At 38.2% G+C, this 17,418-nt stretch carries 20 protein-coding genes and 2 riboswitches; of the genes, 3 read left to right on the forward strand and 17 right to left on the reverse strand.

Going from position 1 to position 17,418, the window contains the following annotated elements; all coding sequences use genetic code 11:
- Nucleotides 1-33 precede the first annotated feature (33 nt).
- The 7 genes from HMPREF0874_RS07765 to HMPREF0874_RS07795 form a co-directional block, all read right to left on the reverse strand.
- Nucleotides 34-741 (reverse strand): NAD(P)H-dependent oxidoreductase, encoded by a 708-nt coding sequence (locus HMPREF0874_RS07765; protein WP_008602890.1) that lies wholly within the window; start codon nt 739-741, stop codon nt 34-36.
- Nucleotides 742-781: 40 nt separating this feature from the next.
- Nucleotides 782-1,108 (reverse strand): helix-turn-helix domain-containing protein, encoded by a 327-nt coding sequence (locus HMPREF0874_RS07770; protein ID WP_008602892.1) that lies wholly within the window; start codon nt 1,106-1,108, stop codon nt 782-784.
- A gap of 56 nt (nt 1,109-1,164) precedes the next feature.
- Nucleotides 1,165-1,692: a hypothetical protein gene (locus HMPREF0874_RS07775; RefSeq protein ID WP_024061402.1), complete on the reverse strand. Its 528-nt coding sequence runs from the start codon at nt 1,690-1,692 to the stop codon at nt 1,165-1,167.
- A gap of 140 nt (nt 1,693-1,832) precedes the next feature.
- Nucleotides 1,833-2,090 carry a DUF3343 domain-containing protein gene (locus HMPREF0874_RS07780; RefSeq protein WP_008602895.1) on the reverse strand — a complete coding sequence of 86 codons (258 nt, stop codon included), beginning with the start codon at nt 2,088-2,090 and terminating at the stop codon, nt 1,833-1,835.
- Between the two features lie 124 nt (nt 2,091-2,214).
- Nucleotides 2,215-2,814, reverse strand: coding sequence for a sulfurtransferase-like selenium metabolism protein YedF (yedF, locus tag HMPREF0874_RS07785; RefSeq protein ID WP_039965367.1), 600 nt, complete (start codon nt 2,812-2,814; stop codon nt 2,215-2,217).
- A gap of 135 nt (nt 2,815-2,949) precedes the next feature.
- A complete protein-coding gene (selD, locus tag HMPREF0874_RS07790; RefSeq protein WP_008602898.1) occupies nt 2,950-3,981 on the reverse strand; it encodes a selenide, water dikinase SelD in 1,032 nt (343 codons plus the stop codon).
- Between the two features lie 9 nt (nt 3,982-3,990).
- The gene (locus HMPREF0874_RS07795) at nt 3,991-4,194 is read right to left on the reverse strand and encodes a DUF951 domain-containing protein (RefSeq protein ID WP_004693828.1); all 204 of its coding nucleotides are present in this window, start codon (nt 4,192-4,194) and stop codon (nt 3,991-3,993) included.
- Between the two features lie 750 nt (nt 4,195-4,944).
- On the opposite strand from HMPREF0874_RS07795, the gene rbr reads away from it, so the two are divergent.
- A complete protein-coding gene (gene rbr, locus HMPREF0874_RS07800; RefSeq protein ID WP_008602900.1) occupies nt 4,945-5,490 on the forward strand; it encodes a rubrerythrin in 546 nt (181 codons plus the stop codon).
- Nucleotides 5,491-5,749: 259 nt separating this feature from the next.
- Here the strand turns inward: rbr and thiM are convergent, their stop codons facing one another.
- The 3 genes from thiM to thiW are packed head-to-tail and all read right to left on the reverse strand — an operon-like array spanning nt 5,750 to nt 8,593.
- Nucleotides 5,750-7,267: a hydroxyethylthiazole kinase gene (gene thiM, locus HMPREF0874_RS07805; RefSeq protein ID WP_008602902.1), complete on the reverse strand. Its 1,518-nt coding sequence runs from the start codon at nt 7,265-7,267 to the stop codon at nt 5,750-5,752.
- Between the two features lie 13 nt (nt 7,268-7,280).
- Nucleotides 7,281-8,114 carry a bifunctional hydroxymethylpyrimidine kinase/phosphomethylpyrimidine kinase gene (gene thiD, locus HMPREF0874_RS07810; RefSeq protein WP_008602904.1) on the reverse strand — a complete coding sequence of 278 codons (834 nt, stop codon included), beginning with the start codon at nt 8,112-8,114 and terminating at the stop codon, nt 7,281-7,283.
- A complete protein-coding gene (thiW, locus tag HMPREF0874_RS07815) occupies nt 8,114-8,593 on the reverse strand; it encodes an energy coupling factor transporter S component ThiW (RefSeq protein ID WP_039965368.1) in 480 nt (159 codons plus the stop codon). The genes thiD and thiW overlap by 1 nt, the downstream gene beginning before the upstream one ends.
- Nucleotides 8,594-8,656: 63 nt before the next feature.
- A riboswitch (TPP riboswitch) is annotated at nt 8,657-8,751 on the reverse strand.
- A gap of 81 nt (nt 8,752-8,832) precedes the next feature.
- Nucleotides 8,833-8,938: riboswitch (TPP riboswitch) on the forward strand.
- A gap of 52 nt (nt 8,939-8,990) precedes the next feature.
- Here thiW and cytX point away from each other — a divergent pair.
- Complete coding sequence (gene cytX, locus HMPREF0874_RS07820) at nt 8,991-10,187, forward strand: putative hydroxymethylpyrimidine transporter CytX (protein ID WP_008602909.1); 1,197 nt, start codon at nt 8,991-8,993, stop codon at nt 10,185-10,187.
- A gap of 122 nt (nt 10,188-10,309) precedes the next feature.
- On the opposite strand, the gene HMPREF0874_RS07825 is transcribed toward cytX, so the two are convergent.
- From HMPREF0874_RS07825 to modA, 3 genes are all read right to left on the reverse strand, one after another.
- Nucleotides 10,310-10,939 (reverse strand): ATP-binding cassette domain-containing protein, encoded by a 630-nt coding sequence (locus tag HMPREF0874_RS07825; RefSeq protein WP_008602911.1) that lies wholly within the window; start codon nt 10,937-10,939, stop codon nt 10,310-10,312.
- 8 nt (nt 10,940-10,947) lie between these two features.
- A complete protein-coding gene (modB, locus tag HMPREF0874_RS07830; protein ID WP_039965370.1) occupies nt 10,948-11,616 on the reverse strand; it encodes a molybdate ABC transporter permease subunit in 669 nt (222 codons plus the stop codon).
- A gap of 243 nt (nt 11,617-11,859) precedes the next feature.
- Nucleotides 11,860-12,648: a molybdate ABC transporter substrate-binding protein gene (gene modA / locus HMPREF0874_RS07835; protein WP_008602914.1), complete on the reverse strand. Its 789-nt coding sequence runs from the start codon at nt 12,646-12,648 to the stop codon at nt 11,860-11,862.
- A 368-nt stretch (nt 12,649-13,016) separates the two neighbouring features.
- Between modA and HMPREF0874_RS07840 the strand changes: the two genes are divergently transcribed.
- Entirely contained in the window at nt 13,017-14,006 is a 990-nt protein-coding gene (locus HMPREF0874_RS07840) for an AEC family transporter (protein WP_008602915.1), read from the forward strand.
- Between the two features lie 29 nt (nt 14,007-14,035).
- On the opposite strand, the gene HMPREF0874_RS07845 is transcribed toward HMPREF0874_RS07840, so the two are convergent.
- The 4 genes from HMPREF0874_RS07845 to HMPREF0874_RS07860 form a co-directional block, all read right to left on the reverse strand.
- Complete coding sequence (locus HMPREF0874_RS07845) at nt 14,036-14,953, reverse strand: DMT family transporter (RefSeq protein WP_008602916.1); 918 nt, start codon at nt 14,951-14,953, stop codon at nt 14,036-14,038.
- Between the two features lie 98 nt (nt 14,954-15,051).
- Nucleotides 15,052-15,342 carry a metalloregulator ArsR/SmtB family transcription factor gene (locus tag HMPREF0874_RS07850; protein ID WP_004693850.1) on the reverse strand — a complete coding sequence of 97 codons (291 nt, stop codon included), beginning with the start codon at nt 15,340-15,342 and terminating at the stop codon, nt 15,052-15,054.
- Between the two features lie 185 nt (nt 15,343-15,527).
- Nucleotides 15,528-15,974 carry a universal stress protein gene (locus tag HMPREF0874_RS07855; RefSeq protein WP_004693853.1) on the reverse strand — a complete coding sequence of 149 codons (447 nt, stop codon included), beginning with the start codon at nt 15,972-15,974 and terminating at the stop codon, nt 15,528-15,530.
- Between the two features lie 169 nt (nt 15,975-16,143).
- The gene (locus HMPREF0874_RS07860; protein WP_008602918.1) at nt 16,144-17,415 is read right to left on the reverse strand and encodes a hypothetical protein; all 1,272 of its coding nucleotides are present in this window, start codon (nt 17,413-17,415) and stop codon (nt 16,144-16,146) included.
- Between the last annotated feature and the right edge of the window lie 3 nt (nt 17,416-17,418).

Below are 17,418 nucleotides of genomic sequence, written 5' to 3' on the forward strand. Positions count from 1 at the left end.
GAAATTCGATATAGTTATAAAAGTCGCAATCGATTAAACTACTGTAACAATTTCATCCATTGTGCGACGTGTTTTATTGCGATGCGGTTCTTCATCGCGATAACCAAAAGCAGCCATAACGGCAATACCAAAATGTTTTGTATCAAAGAGCCCTAGTTCATCACCTAAAAAAGCTGTCATCTTATCTTGATTAAAGCCTTCCAATGCACAGGAATCAAGGCCTTCATAAGCAGCCATAGTCATCATGTTAGCCATTACAATATACGCTTGCTTAGAAGACCAATCAAAGGCAGCACGATCAGACTCAAAAGTTTTATAGTCTTCAGTTGTGAACTGAGCATATTTTTCTTTATAGATAGCATCGACTTCAGCAGGTAATTGTTTCACCTCTTCTTGAATGTAGCGTACATAAGGAGAATCAAATTCCAAATCCACCTTTTTACGTGTTAAGAACACTACGAAATGACTCGCTTCAAGACCAGCTTGAATACCCCAACCATAAGCTTTCATCTTTTCACGGATTTCAGGATTTTGAATAACTAATAATTGGTAAGCTTCAAAACCTAAGGAGGTTGGAGACAAGCGCGCCGCTGTTAAGATACCTTGCCAATCATCATCAGAAATCTTTTTAGCGCTATCAAATTTCTTACATGCATAACGATATGTCATAGCGTACTCTAAATCTTTACGATCAAATTTAGGGGCTGTTAATTTTACATTTTCTATTTCATATTTGCTCATATATAACTCCTTATCTAAATGACATTACATAATAAAGGACTTACTTTATCATATTCCCTTTGTAGGTTCGTCCCCAGTCACACATGGCCATGATAATAGGACGTAGCGTTTCGCCAAATTCAGTGATACTATATTCCGTCTTTGGTGGCACCACTGGATAAATCTCTTTGTGGATGATACCTTCTGCTTCTAAATCCTTCAATTGTTGTGAAAGCATCTTAATCGTCGCTTGAGGAATGAGTTTTTGTATCTCATTAAATCGCAACGTTCCATCTGTCATCAAATGATACAGAATAATAGATTTATACTTACCTCCTACTACACTGAGGGATGCCTCTACAGGACAATTAAATAATTTTTCTTCCATAGAAACCTCCTCATTTAATAGTATCACGAGCCTTAATTAGCAACAAATAGTTTCTATTATTTATTAACACTTTTAGCAGCACTTACCAGACCATCAAGCCAATCTTGATGACCATTAAGCATCGGATTTGGTTTAGCTATATGTAATTCTTTCGCAGGCTCACCTACTTGTGTTTCTTGTGTCAAAATACGAACTACACCATAATCAAGCTCTTCCACAAGCCATGCATGAATAACATCTAGTCGCTCAGCAGTGCCAACTTCACCAGCCCAACCATGCCAAGAAATTCGACCAGGTTGATTTTCACTAGGTGCTACATATTCTACAACCTCTGCATCCACAGGGAAACCAAAGGTTTTAAAGAAGAAACGTGTATTAGATATAAGATGTGTATCTTCTTGATTAAGCATCTTAATATCGCTAGAGTTGCTGTAGTAAGAAGGCCATGTAGCAGCATTTGTTAAGTATTCCCATACAGCCTCTACAGTGATACCTTTTACAATCACCTCATTAGATACATAGTTATCAGTTAAACCTGGTAAGTATTCTTTTGGCCAGTTAATAGCATTCATTGTTGTATTCATAATAAACTCCTTTTATAGTATCAATTTTATTAGTTTTCAGCTGATGATGTCAGTATAAACCATATGGTATATTCCAACAAGAACACACAAAAAAGTCACATAGTTACAAAAAAGTAACTATGTGACTTAATTTTTATCTACTAAGCTTCATATGGTACGGCCAGTTCGCCTTTTTCATACCAAAACAGTCCCGACGTACTAATCTTATGTTCTTTTAAAATAACCTTAACTTGCTCAACAATACTCGGATCTATTTCTATAGATAAACCACACATATCATAAAGCTCTGGAGGTGTAGCCATCAATTGATGAGGCACATCTAATTCTATTAATACCTTGTCTGCCTTATCTCCAAAATAATAGGATGTAAAGACTATAAGTAATTTTTTATTTTCCAATGCCTCACCTCCTACCAAAGTAGATACGATTAAATGTCTTTCATCTCAATGATTCATTCTAGAAATAAGAAATCTACTTTAAATCAGTAGCTCTAAATCGATATATCAAAATAAAATACTAATATTATAGCTTAACAATATTATCTCCAAGGATTGCATCTGTAATAGCGTACATATTTGTAATACTACCTACGCCAACATTTTCTTTTTCACCATAGAAATCTAGGCAAATGCCACAGGCTGCAATTTCAACACCTGCATCAGCTAGCTTTCTAATATTTTCCAAATGAACAGAATCGTTAGTTACCATCTTAACACTGCTATTAATGAAATAGATCTTAGATGGTTTCACATCGGCTTCTACCATGCACACCCAGAAAGTTTTCATCAAATTTCTACCGAGCTCTTCACTACCTTCACCAAGGTAATCCTTTGTCATCAAAATGACGCGACTTCCATAGTTCATAGGTTCACAACTTACTTCCGTTACCGGATTTGCATTTGGTGTCATAGTAAGATAAAAATCCTTGCCATCTTGGTGAACTGCCACACCATAACCACGAGACTTACCAAACTTCGCTACATTATCGCGGCTCACTTCATTATCTACAATTGTAGTAATAACAACATTTGGATTCGCATCACTTACCTTCTTAGTTTCAATAACAGGTTTTGGACACAAGCTACCGCGCACATCTACCGTTAATTCTTTTGTATTGCTCATCATACACCTCTATATACATCATATAATTTGTGAAAGTATCAGCTATCAGCTATCAGCTATCAGCTATCAGCTATCAGCTAATAATAATTTAATTAAATATCTATCCTCAATAGTATAGACCTGATTTTTATAATTTTATTCTGTAACGCGTACCGCTAAACCACTGAAGCTTTCAACAGTACCCACAATAGCAGCACAGTCAATGCCCGCCTTATAAAAGGCCTGAACAAGCGGCTCACCTTCGCTAGCAGGAACAGAAAATAGTAACCCGCCAGAGGTTTGAGGATCAAATACAATATCCGTCCATACAGGATCCAAGTCCTCATCAACTTGTACTTCAGTTATAGCCTTGCGATTACCATAAGATGCAGCCGGAACTAACCCCATTTGAGCCGCCTCAATGACATCATCAAAAAGAGGGATATCGTAAACTTTAATATGAATCGTCACATTAGAAGCACTCGCCATTTCTACGGAGTGTCCCATGAGGCTAAAGCCCGTAACATCTGTACAAGCATGAACTGTAAAGTTATGTGCCACCTCAGCCGCTGCACGATTTAAAGTACTCATACTAGTAACGGCCTGTTCCGTGCCTACAGGGAATAAATCTGCTTTCAACGCATTATTCATAATACCTGTACCAATGCGTTTTGTTAGCACCAATACATCCCCTACTTGAGCACCTTTATTTTTCCAAATCTGATTTGGATTTACTTGACCAGTCACAGACAGCCCAAAGATAGGTTCCTTATTTTCAATGCTGTGTCCACCTACAATGGCTGCACCAGACTCGGCTACAATCGAACCAGCCCCATTTAACACATCCGTCAAAATACCTTGCTCGACGAGAGGAACCGGAAAGCCTACAATATTCATCGCGGTTAAAGGGGTTCCACCCATAGCATACACATCGCTTAGTGCATTGGCAGCTGCAATTTTACCAAATAAACCAGGATCATTAACCATAGGTGTAAAGAAATCTAAGGTTTGCACCAATGCAAAGGTATCAGAGATTTGATATACACCTGCATCATCAGCACCAGTCATATCTGCGAGAACATGCTCGTTAGTAACGGGTGTTACAGCTTTTAGCACACGGTTCAATATATGAGGCCCAATCTTACACGCACAGCCTCCACTTGTCACATAATCAGTAAGTCGTACCATAATTTCTCCTTACTCATTTTCCGGCAATCGAGAGACGATTTTCTTAACAGCCTTTTCAAATTTAGGGCGCGGCATCAAGAGTTGATGACCACAGCCATTACATACGATGAGAAAGTCTGTGCCAATTCGCTTAACTTCCCACTCGTCACTGCCACAAGGATGTGATTTTTTCATCTTCACTACATCGCCTACGTAATATCTAACAAATGCCATGGCGCCTCCTTTAACTTCTGTCAGTATTTATATATTTATTATACATAAAATAGTTGGTTCTATAAATATATCCTGATTCTATAGTTCAATCGTCTATTATATAACCATAAAATTTTCGCCCTAAATATATAATGTACAGATTTGATATGTCTGCTGTTCTTATAATTAAAACCATAACACAAGAAAAATACTATTATATAATCACCAAAAGATCACAAAAATGTTTAGTTTAATCATTATATTTTATAGGGAAATATTAGTGCATCTAAAGAAATTAACATTAATAACTAAACAATAATGATTTTTTATTTAGTTATCATTCTCAATATCAAAATAGAGATTTTTTATAAATCCCATACTATTCAATCTTTATAAACCCACATTTTTACTGCATTGATAATATTTATCATTTAGAAAATTTTCGAAATAAATTTTACAAAAAGACTTGCATTTCTCATTTAGTATGTTACAATATAGTCAACAATGATTATTCGTTAAGTATACGGATAACACATTGTATATAAAACTGTTAAGACGGCAAGTGCCGAAATACACAAATAAGTAAGTACTATTTTAAGAGTTAGGCAAGTGTCTATTTGATCTAAGAATAAGTTTTCTTACTAAGGCGAAGTCGCCCTCGAAATTGATAGAATAAGTATTCTATTCCATTGCATTCACAACCAAGTGGTTATGAATATATACGTTAAGTAACAATTTTGAAAATTATCGTAAGTACAAAGGAGTATTAAAATGGCAGAATTAAAAGGTTCTAACACTGAAAAAAATCTTCAAGCAGCATTTGCTGGCGAATCCCAAGCATTCCAAAAATATACATTCTACGCTAGTGCAGCTCGTAAAGCTGGCATGAACGAAATCGCTGACTATTTCGAAGAAACAGCTCACAACGAATCTGCACATGCTAAATTGTGGTTCAAAGCTCTTCATGGTGGCGATATTTCCGCTGATATCGAAGCTAACCTTCGCGATGCAGCAGCTGGTGAAAACTACGAACATACTACAATGTACAAAGAATTCGCTGACGAAGCTGAAAAAGAAGGCTTTGCTAAAATCGCTTTCCAAATGCGCGAAGTTGGTAAAATCGAAGCTCGTCATGAAGCTCGTTACCTTGCATTAGCAGCTCAAGTATCCGGTAACAAAGTATTCCACAATGACGAACCAGTAGCTTGGATCTGTGCTAACTGTGGTTACGTACACGTTGGTGAAGAAGCTCCAAAAATTTGCCCTGTATGTGCACATCCACAAGCTTTCTTCCACCGTTTCGTTGAATCCATCTAATCTGTAAGTACGACACTAACTAGATTAATAACCTGTAAGTACAGATTTTAATAAAACTATACCTGTAAGTATAATCTAAACTTACAGTAAGTACTGACAACTTCCTTAACAAAAAGACGATGACATTTGTCATCGTCTTTTTTTGCATTCTTTTGTTAGATTTTTATTTTGTCTACTATATTTTATTCTATTCACTATAATATGTTTTTTATTTCCTTTGTATAGTGCTTATTATTTACTATTGAGTTATAAAAACATATCACTTAATATTATCTACTAAATTTTTAAATTCTTCTGCTGCTTCATATGGATTATCTGCATGAGCAATAGCAGATATTACGGCTACTCCACTGGCACCAGCTTGCAAAACAGGCGTTGCGTTATCTAAGGTAATACCCCCAATACCAACGCACGGTAATGTTAGACCTTCTGCTCGTAACTCAGTAATACGATCTGGTCCGCATGGCTCTTGAGCATCAGGTTTGCTACTTGTGGCATACATAGGACCTACACCGACACAATCTGCATACACTACATCAGTCTTATGAAGTTCCTCCACAGAATGAATGGATATACCAACAACCTTATTTCCTACAAGATTACGAACGTCTTCTAAACGCATATCCTCTTGTCCTACGTGAACACCATCAGCATTAACAGCCACTGCTAAATTTACATCGTCATTAATAATATAAAGCACATTATACATAGCACAAATTTCTTTTAACTGCTGAGCTAATTCTAGTTTCTGTTGCCCTTCTAATGTTCCTGTGCCCTTCTCTCTAAACTGAAAGCATGTCACGCCACCCCGACAAGCAGCTTCAACAGTTTCCAATAAATGTCTTTCATTAAATCCTACATCCTGTGTACCACTAATAAAATATACCTTTAATTGATCGGGTACAACTACGGGCCGTATTCTATTTCCAGATAAAAGCATCGCATCATCGAATTCATATAAGGCATCCATAAATGCCACACTAAAGCTGCCAGGTTTTACACCGCTCACCTTAACCGCACTTTCACCAGCAAGTCCATAGTAAGCCAGTGCATACGCAAGAAACTCACCGATAGACATGTTATGCATGAATGGATAATAGGAACTAAAGAATGCAGCTAAGACAGCCCCTAATAGACAGCCGGTCCCTGTTACCGCTGTCATGATTGGATGACCATGAGGAACTGCAAATACACGAGTTCCATCAGAAACGTAGTCCTCTTCGCCCGTTGCGACAACAGGACAATTAATTTGGCGTGCAAGACGATACGTTATAATTGCGCTATCCTCAACTTGTGCCCCATCTACGCCCTTACCAGAGAGAGAACTGTCAATCTTATGATTTGTATTAAGAGCATCATAGATGGCTTTAATTTCACTTTGGTTCCCTCGTAGCAACGAAATAGCACCGGTTTTAATCAAGTCTAAAACAACAGATAATCGATAAGCTCCGGCGTGACAGCCCACAGGGTCTAGCACAATAGGTACCTCATGAGCCTTCGCTAATTTAATAGCCTCTTTGTAATAGGTAACCTTATCTGGTGTAACTGTCCCAATATTAATGAGTAGAGCCGCAGCATGAACGATAAGATCTTTTAAATCTTCGCTACACTCACTCATTACGGGTGATGCACCGATGGCTAGTAAACCATTAGCCGTAAAGGTCCGCACCACATCATTGGTAATACAAATAACAAGAGGATTTTTTTTGCGTAGAGTCTCTAATATATTCAGTTCGGGCCAATTTGAACCATTTATATTTGGATTGTTGTAGATCATATAACTATCTCCTCTAGTCATTTTTCAAAAGTTCATCCATCGTTTGAGGGCCATTTACCAATAAACCATAAGCCATATGATTAACAGGTCCACAGCCATGACCAAGTGCAGGGTTATGTTTAATAGCTAGAGCGATATAGTCCTTTGCAATACCAATAGCATCCATTACATCACGTCCTTTAGCGAGCTCTGCCGTAATAACTGCTGAGAAGGTACAGCCCGTACCGTGAGTATGAACAGTATCATATTTAGGACTCGTCCACGTACGCACATCTCCATCTTTGGTGAAAGCATAATCCGTAGCATCATCTCCAATATGGCCGCCTTTTATAATAACCACTCGAGGTCCTAATTCATGTAAAATACGCTTAGCTGCTATTGTGATGTCACTTTCACAAGAGATAGACATGTCTGCTAACACCTCTGCCTCGCTACGATTAGGTGTAATGACTGTGGCGACCGGAATGAGTTTAGATTTTAAGAAATCGACGGCCTCATCCGATACAAGTCGATCACCGCTAGTGGCAATCATAACTGGATCCATCACATAAGGGATGTTCTTACTCACATACGGATAGATGAGATCCATCATCTCTGGTAAAGCAATCATGCCTGTCTTAACGGCTTGAGGAAGAATATCTGAATATACATCGTGTAACTGTTTTTCTATGCTTTCTAGCGATAAGTGTTCTACGTGGTGAACCCCTGTTGTATTTTGGGCTACTACGGAGGTAACCACTGCCATACCATATACATGGCGGCTTTGGAATGATTTTAGATCGGCCATAATGCCAGCGCCACCACTAGGGTCAGTACCGGCAATTGTCAATGCAGTATGTAATTTCATTATGCCTCCTTGTGTAGCAGATTACGTCGAGATAAGATTTGTAATACCACGAAACCAATACAGGCGCCTCCAATAGAACTCATGGAGAAGGATGTAATCAAGGTCAACAAGGCCAATGGTTTGCCTAATAGGAAATGAGCAATCGGATAGCTCACAAGAGCACCAATAATCCCTGTACCGATGATTTCTCCTAGAGCCGCCGCCCATATGGCATTGTACTTCTTATATAGATACGCAGATAACCAAGCGCCAATCATACTGCCTGGAAAGGCTAAGGGAGAACCTAGCGCTAGTACATTACGTAAACAAGAGGTACTAAAGGCTGCGCCTACAGAGAATCTCGCCCCAACTATAACGGCTAAGATCACATTTATCATATGTTGAAATGGAAAAATTCGGGCCGGGCCAATGGGAATCGACGTAGTTGATAAGACGACACCTAAGGCTACACATATACTAGCAATAATCAGTTTTTTCATAATACCTCCAACTAAATAAAAATGAGACCACCTCAAATGGAATGGTCTCGTAATAATTTAGTATTATGTTTCACTCCACTTCCCTACGCCAGTATTATCTGGATCAGGTCTAGGGTTTTGAATGGTCAATCTCAGCAAAAGCACCCCTAGTGGCAATATATATTTATACTCTAGTTATAACATCATTATACAATCTATGCAACAAAAGAATTGACGGTTCCCGCACCACCTCGTATAATGAAACCATAATGGGGTGCTCACAAGAGTGGGCTGAGAGTAAGCTAATGCTTTAACCCATAACCTGATTTGGATAATGCCAACGTAGGGAACATAGAGGATTAATAGCCGAGTTCCTGTGAGCTCGGCTTTTTCTATGACTTCCTGGCAAGGAGGACGTATGAAAGATACACACATTACACAATCACAGTTTGCCATGATATGGTTTGGTGCCGCCCTATCTATAGCAGAGATCATGACCGGTACCTATCTGGCACCCTTAGGCCTCACCCAAGGACTATATGCCATCATCTTAGGCCATATCATCGGCGGTATTCTGCTCTTTGGAGCTGGCCTCATCGGTGGCCGCTTGCGGCAAGGCAGTATGAACACGACAGCCTTTAGCTTTGGCCCACTAGGGGCAAAGGGCTTTGCCTTTTTAAATATGATCCAACTCATCGGTTGGACTAGTATCATGATTTACGATGCCATGCTTGCCTTACAAGAACTGGCGCCTCTATCTCCTATGATTTGGACTATTGCTATTGGGGCGCTCGTCATTTTATGGCTCTTCATCGGTCTTCACAATACAGGCTATATTCAAGCCATCGTATCTGTTTTATTACTAGGCCTCACACTCTACATGGGAGTTCACATGATTTCTCAATGGCCTAGTGACAGTAGCCTCATGACTAACGGCAATATGAGCTTTATAGCAGCCCTTGAGCTATCAATCGCTATGCCCTTATCTTGGCTACCTCTCATCAGTGATTATACCCGTGAAAGTAACAATCCTTTCTCCGCATCACTAACAAGTGCTACCATCTACACCGTAACGAGCGTCGCCATGTACACCTTAGGTCTTAGCGCGGCGATCTTCGGCGGTGGGGACTCTATCATTACTATTATGATGAACGCAGGCCTTGGTCTTACAGGGCTCATCGTCATCATCTTCTCAACAGTAACTACGACCTTTATGGACGCTTACTCAGCTGGTGTATCTAGTACGACCATCTATAATGGAGCATCTAGCAAAGGTGTAGCTGCTATCATAACCATTGTCGGCAGCATTGCAGCTATCCTATATCCGATGGACGATATTACAGAATTCCTATATCTCATCGGATCCGTCTTTGCTCCAATGATTGCCATCTTGTTGGCAGACTATTTTGTCAATCGCCAACCAGTCAAAAGTTTGTCCGCCTATCTCCTACGAGGTCTAATCTGGGCTGTATCCGTTGGCTTATATCACTATATGTTACATAGTGAAAGTACAATAGGTGCTACGCTTCCATCCTTTGTTATGGCATTCATCGTAACCGTTATCGTAGGCTGTATAAGCAAAACAGCTAATTCAACTATAGAAAGTAAACTATAATAGAAAGAACCTCCTTCATTACTTATGAAGGAGGTTCTTTTATATTAAATAAAACTTGAGCATATTACAATAAACGTTAATATCTATATTCCTAAAGTATAACTCCTAAAAATAAACCATGGTTATTTAGAAATCACAATGAGCCCGTCTTCACAGGTCCAATGTCTATCTCCTACAGCTTCTACTTCGCTTTCATCATGGGTAACCCATACACATGGCACATCCCATTCGCGAATAATGGAAACAAGATCCTCTCGAACATGCTTACGTAAATTCCAATCTAGTGCAGATAATGGTTCATCAAGAAGCAAGATGGTTGGTTTAGAGTAAAGAGCACGCCCCAATGCAACGCGTTGCTGCTCACCGCCAGATAAGCTACCTGCTTTCGTTTTACGATATTTCTCAAGGCCTAAACGTTTTAATAAGCTATCACACATCTCTGGCGTGCCTCGTTTACTATAGGTAATATTATGTTCCACCGATAAATGTGGAAATACGATATTACCTTGTGGCATATAGCCAACCTGACGTTCTTGAGCAGGTACCCAGATTTTTTTGTCACGATCAACCCATATAGTTTCATCATGTTGAATGCTACCTGTAGTCGGTTTTACAAGCCCTGCAATACACTTAATAAATGTACTTTTACCACTGCCAGATTGGCCTGTTAACACGGTAATACCAGAAGAAAGTACACCATCAGCTTTCACAGTTACAGAAGGCCTAGCTACAGTAAAGGAAAATGTAATCATCAGACCTCCTAATTATTATCAATGTGGCGGAATAAAGAGCCCTTTGTGATGAGGTGAATCCCGCTCAACAACGCCAATGTAAGAACACATATATATATAACTAATTCAAAGGCATCCATGTACTGCCCTGCCTCTACATAAGAGTAGATAGCAAGTGGCATGGTGCGTGTTACCCGTGGAATATTACCGGCAATCAAAATTGTAGCTCCAAATTCGCCCATAGCACGACAAAATGCTAAAATACTGCCCGTCAAAATGCCTTTCCAAGCGAGTGGTACAGAAATAGTAAAAAAGATACGTAACTCTGAAGCACCCAATGTGCGCGCTACGTCCTCCATATTATGATCGACAGATTGTAATGCAGAACGCACCGTCTGATAAAATAATGGAAACGCAATAACTGAAGATGCTACCACCGCCCCAGATGCGGCAAACACAACGCTCATCCCATGCGCCTCAAGCCATGCGCCAAAGGCATAGCCTGGCGTAAACACCATGAGAAGAGCAAAGCCAACAACAACTGGTGGCAATACAAGCGGCAAGGTAATAAGTGCATCAATAATAGCCATGCCACTCCATTTACAGCGATTCATCCAATAACATGCGGCTAAACCACTTACAATCACTATGATAAGAGCTATACTTGCTACCCATAGCGATAGCCATAATGGACTCATGTCACGCTCCCTTTCTATACACAACAACTCTACAATATGTACTATATCCATTAATTCCAAAATATTTTTAAGCAAATTATATGCCTATAATCATATACTAGATCATAAACTAGATTATGTAACAGTCATCACTACAAATGAGTTAAAAATAGCATACCGTTAGAAATAATGTTATTAATAATACCAATAATGTCTCTATTGTATCATAAGAAAACGCTAGCCCTGAAAGCTAGCGTTTTACTCTTATTTAGAAGTAGAGAAACCGTATTTCTCTAATACTTTTTGGCCTTCTGGGCTCATTACGTATTGGTAGAAGTCTTTTGCCAATGCGTTGTCATATTTTTTGATAATACCGATTGGATAGATAACTGGATCATGGGAGTCAGCCGGTGTTACAGCAGAGATTTCAACTGCATCGCCAGCTGCAATAGCATCAGTTTTGTAGATGAAACCAACATCACCAGCACCTTGACTAATAGAAGCAGTTACAGCTTTAACGTCTTTCGCATACACTACATTAGGTTCTACTTGTTCCCAAACGCCTAATTTTGTTAATACCTGTTTACCATAGTTACCAGCTGGTACTGTTTCAGGATTCCCCAACACGATACGTTTTACGGAGGCGATTTGATTCAATTCAACTTTAGGTTGGCCTTTTGGAACAACAAGAACAAGTTCGTTAGTCACGAATGGTTTTACTTCAGTTACCAAATCCTTTTCTTGTAACATTTTCATATTTTTCTCGTCAGCAGAAATAAACAGACTAGCTGGCGCACCTTGTTCGATTTGTTGACGTAATGTACCAGAGCCAGCAAAGTTAATAGCAATTTGATCATCTGCTAAGTTATGGCTTTTTTTGTATGCATCTGCCAATTCGGTAAGAGCACCTTTAAGACTTGCTGCAGCTTGTACCGTAATCTTTTCAGATGTACTTGGTTTAGCCGACTCAGCTTGTTTACTCGTATCATTACCACAACCCACTAAAAAGGCAAGCATGAAAACGCTCATTAACACTAATAAAATTCGTTTCATAATTCCTCCTGTGTATCCCTTAAAACGCCACACTGTAAAAGCTATGGTAATACCTAGAGACACTTCGTATACTAACAAACTAAAATATACAATATATTCATATTATACTATAAATTGATGGCTAAAGTCGTATATCTAAAATCACATATTGCATAGATATTTCTGATGATTATGATAAGTAATCATAATCAATAATTTTTTAAATCCCAAAAAATACATACTATGGTATGATAATATTATAAAAAATAAGCACATTTCGTAACGCTTGTTCACTTTTAGCTTATATAAAATAACTGTATTTTTGCTATATAGTTATACGATACATTTAAACTATGCCTTTATATTAATGAGAAACTCTAGGTGAGATGATGAATCTATTCGAATTAGTAGGACATATCTTTATGAACTCTATGGTACCTATCCTAGTACTTATAGGGGTAGGATTTGTATTAGATAGAAAATTTAAACTCGATCTATATACGTTGAGTAAACTAAACTTTTATATACTACTGCCTACCTTTATATTTCGAGCGATGTACGAAGCCAAACTTAACTCAGGTACCTTGGAAATTGTATTCTGTGCACTCTGTGTGCTCATACTAAACTCCATCCTTTCAGATGTGATAGGAAAGATGCAAGGTTATGATGTGGCTAAGATTGCAACCCTGAAAAACTGCGTCATGTTCAATAATGTTGGGAACATGGGGGTCGCTCTTGCTATCTTTGTATTTACTAACATTCCTTACGTCATCGATGGTGCTACACCCTATGCTAATCTAGGTTTAGTGAGTGTTGTATCCATCATGATTATCCAAACTATTAGCAGTAATACCTATGGTTTCTACCAAGCGGGAGCAGGACGATTAACCCCTCGGGATGCACTAAAAGTCGTCTTTCACATGCCTATGGTATATGCCATTCCACTGGCACTACTTTGCCACCTACTCCCTTTTGATTTACACGGTCTCTTCTTCTTTGCACCGCTCAATATATTTGCCAATGCCTTCGTTGGCGTCGCTATGATTGCCTTAGGTGTACAGATTAATAGAACACCGCTAAACTTCTTCAAGATGGATGTCATGCTCGCAACGACCTTACGACTCATTGTGAGCCCACTCATAGCCGCCGGTATTACCATACTATTTATAATGTTCTACGGTCCTATGCATCCAATAGCGGCACAAACTATCATTATAACCTATAGCGTACCAACGGCTATTAATATGTCACTCATCGCTATTGAAATGAAAAACAACCCAGAATACGCTACCCAAATCGTTATGGGCACCACTATTCTATCAGCTATAACAATGCCATTATTTGTAACAATTGCTTACTATCTTTTCCCATTATATTAAAATAGATAATTATAGTTATAAAAAATCACTCATAGTCGTATGACTATGAGTGATTTTTTTATTGCCTTAGCATTTAGACTTGTTAAACAAGTTACACAAGCAGTACCAATTATAGCACCTATAATCTCATTCAAAGTTAAATTATGATTAAGAACAACAACATCTAAACTTAAAGTAACTATCGGCCCCATTGCACTAATAATGGCTGCAAGAGAGGCATTAATTCTTTTAAGGCCAAAGGACATTAAATAAGATGGAATTATGGAGCAAAAAACGGCCAAAAGAGCTAAATAAATTATAGTATAAGTTTGAAGATCTGAAAACGTAGTAAAGGTTGCACCATTAATTATAGCTCCAAAAAATAAAATTACTGTAGTTATGCACATATATGTACTAGTAAAAATAGTAGGACTAATGTTTGAAACAGCTCTTTTACTATAAATAATAAATAACGCCCAAAAGACTGCAGAAAGTAAAACTAGTGAAATACCTATTAGAGTATCCGTAAGGTAGTTATCAACGGTAGGATTAAACATAATTGCTAACCCTAACACAGTAGATACAATTAAAACTACTTTTGAAACTGTAATGCGTGATAAATCTGATGATAACAGAAAAACGTAAATTGGAAATGTAAATAAAACGGCACGTTCTAATGAGGCAGATATATATAATAATCCTATAAAGTCAGCTATAGATGAAGTTAAATAAAGAACTGCTCCCCCAAAAGAGTATTTAAAAACATTACTTTTATTCACACTATTCCAATCAAAACGAATCATTGGTATAAGAAAAAAAGGCAATGATAAAACAGCTCTACACACAAGAACATTCAAGGGGCTCAATGAATCTAAATAAATAAGTTTTGCCCATATAGATTTTGTTGATAAGAATACAGTCGCTAAAAATACCACTAATATTCCTATATTTTTCATTAATAGATTCACTTTATATACTTCTCCATAACCAGATACAACTCAGATTAAATATAAAAACACATTTCCTCCTAAATAGGACGAAATGTGTTCATGATACTAAAATGTAATTATTGATGAGCTACGTGTTCCATCCCCATGCGAACTAAACATTCAACATGATCATCGTTTAGAGAATAGTATGCTGTTTTCCCATCTTTACGATATGTAACAAGGCGTGCTTGACGCAATACACGCAATTGATGAGAAATAGCAGATTGTCCCATCTCCATGGTTTCTGCAATGTGATTAACACACATTTCATTTTCTAGTAATAGCTCTACTATTTTAAGGCGTGTAGGATCACCCAAGATTTTAAACAGTTCTGCTAGCTTCAGCAATGATTCTTGTTTGTCGGTCATATAATCCCCCTTTTTCAATCCTATCCATTCTTTTTTGTAGCTCTTCTGTGTCACTAATCGATACGTCTTAACGTATAACGCCAATATGTATGGCATACATATAAACATTATATCATTTTTAACATAAAAAAGAGACTTTGAGAAACCAAAGTCTCTTTTTTTATCATATCTATATAAGATATAAATTATTTAATGATTAATACAGGGCAAGTGGAGTGGCTAGTTACATAGCTACTTACGCTACCCATGAATAAGCCTTTCAAAGGGCCAAGACCACGGCTACCCATTACGATGAGATCAGCATTGTATTTTTTTGCCACTGCAAGTAGTGCAGGACCAGGGGAGCCAACTTCGAAAACACTTTTAACTTTTACGCCTGCAGGAATTTCTTTCACTACATCATTAAGAATTTCCTTACCAGTTTCTTCCATATCCTCAGCAATTTGCTCAGATACGTATCCACCAGAAATTGGTGTTTGATCAAAATTGGAAATAGCAGACACAATATTTGCAACGTGAACAACAATCAATTCAGCTTGGTTGCGATCCGCTACAGCGAGAGCATGTTCCAACGCACGTTTAGCATTTTCAGAACCATCAGTAGGTACGACAATAGTTTTGTAGGTAACCATAATAACCCCTCCTATTCCTAATCCCTCAAAGGGGATATGATCAAATATCGTTTAGCCTATACTAATATATTCTAGACCATCAAGGAAAACTCCTCTTTTTTCTGAGGATTTATTACATTATAGCACAAATCATACAGAATTATACAAATAAAAGAATATTATGTGTATATTAAAGAACTTGAGACGATTGGTTTGTATTGAGTGTAGTAGTCAATTTAAAGCCATCTAATATATCTATAAGTTCCTGAGTAGCAAGATTACTACCGGATGGACCAATCATTCGAGCTACTGCTACATTACCTTCATTGCCAAGAATAATTGTTGCGCCAAAGGATACTGGTTCCGCTACAGATGTATCAGACGTATTTGGATTTTTCATATGGCCCGCCAAATAGAACATCACATTACCGTCAATGATATGCGTTTCATAACGAGTAATCGTAGCCTTGTTCACATCAACCAATTGTTTAAGATAATAGTCACCAAGCATCTGCTTAGCCATCATAGTTGGCATGCCGGAGCTAACAGCTTGTACTGGGATTGTGAAGGACTCAATGTCGAGGCGTACATTATGTTTAGTGAAAGCAATCTTACCCTTTTCATTAAGACGGGTAAAGCCTTTCGGATAGGTAAATTTGATACCTTCTGCAACACTGATATCGCTTGTGCCGGTTAGTATTTTTTTAACCCCTTTAATAGCATTAGAACCACGCTTATTGATTAGTTCAAAGGATGGAATGGTATGCTCCATCAAACCTAGCTCCATAAACTCCGCACGAACAGGAGCATAGGTACTAGACAAATTGTACCGATGAGTTGGATCTTTCTCCATAATAAACTCGGCTTCAAATACAGACTGAACCGGCTCTGTAGATGTCATGTCCGCATAAGATTTTGGTGTACTCTTATCCCAGCGTGCGGAAACTGCACCTTTCTTAGTAAAGAACCCACCAACAATATCGTTATGCTCAAAGTTATTGCTATGTTGGCGCCAAATATTCAAATACTCCTCATTAGACATGCCCTTAATAGGTACACCATACCAAGTTGTATTCCATTCTTTTTGAGATACTCCTTCTTGCGGTGTATTATTGCGCTTAGTAAAAGATACTGTATAGGAATCCTCTTGCGTAGGACCCGCTAAATTAAAGGAATACCCTTGAATATGTTCGCTTTCACTACGCACATCCATATCTATCATAACACCATCAGCTACACGCCAAGGAATCGAGAACATATAACCATTTTTGTAATCCTTTACCACCGTGTTCATCTTAGTAGCATAGGATTTGTATTGTTCTGGCAAAATAGATGCGGAATCCTTCTGAGATTCCACAATAGATAAAGGTGTATCAGGCGTCTTCTGTAAACCTTCCGCCATAATAGAAGTCGTTCCCAAAGCTATAACAGCTAAGGTTGCCGCAAATAAACGTAACTTCATAGA

This window comes from Veillonella sp. 6_1_27 (assembly GCF_000163735.1).
Lineage (GTDB): Bacteria > Bacillota > Negativicutes > Veillonellales > Veillonellaceae > Veillonella > Veillonella parvula_A.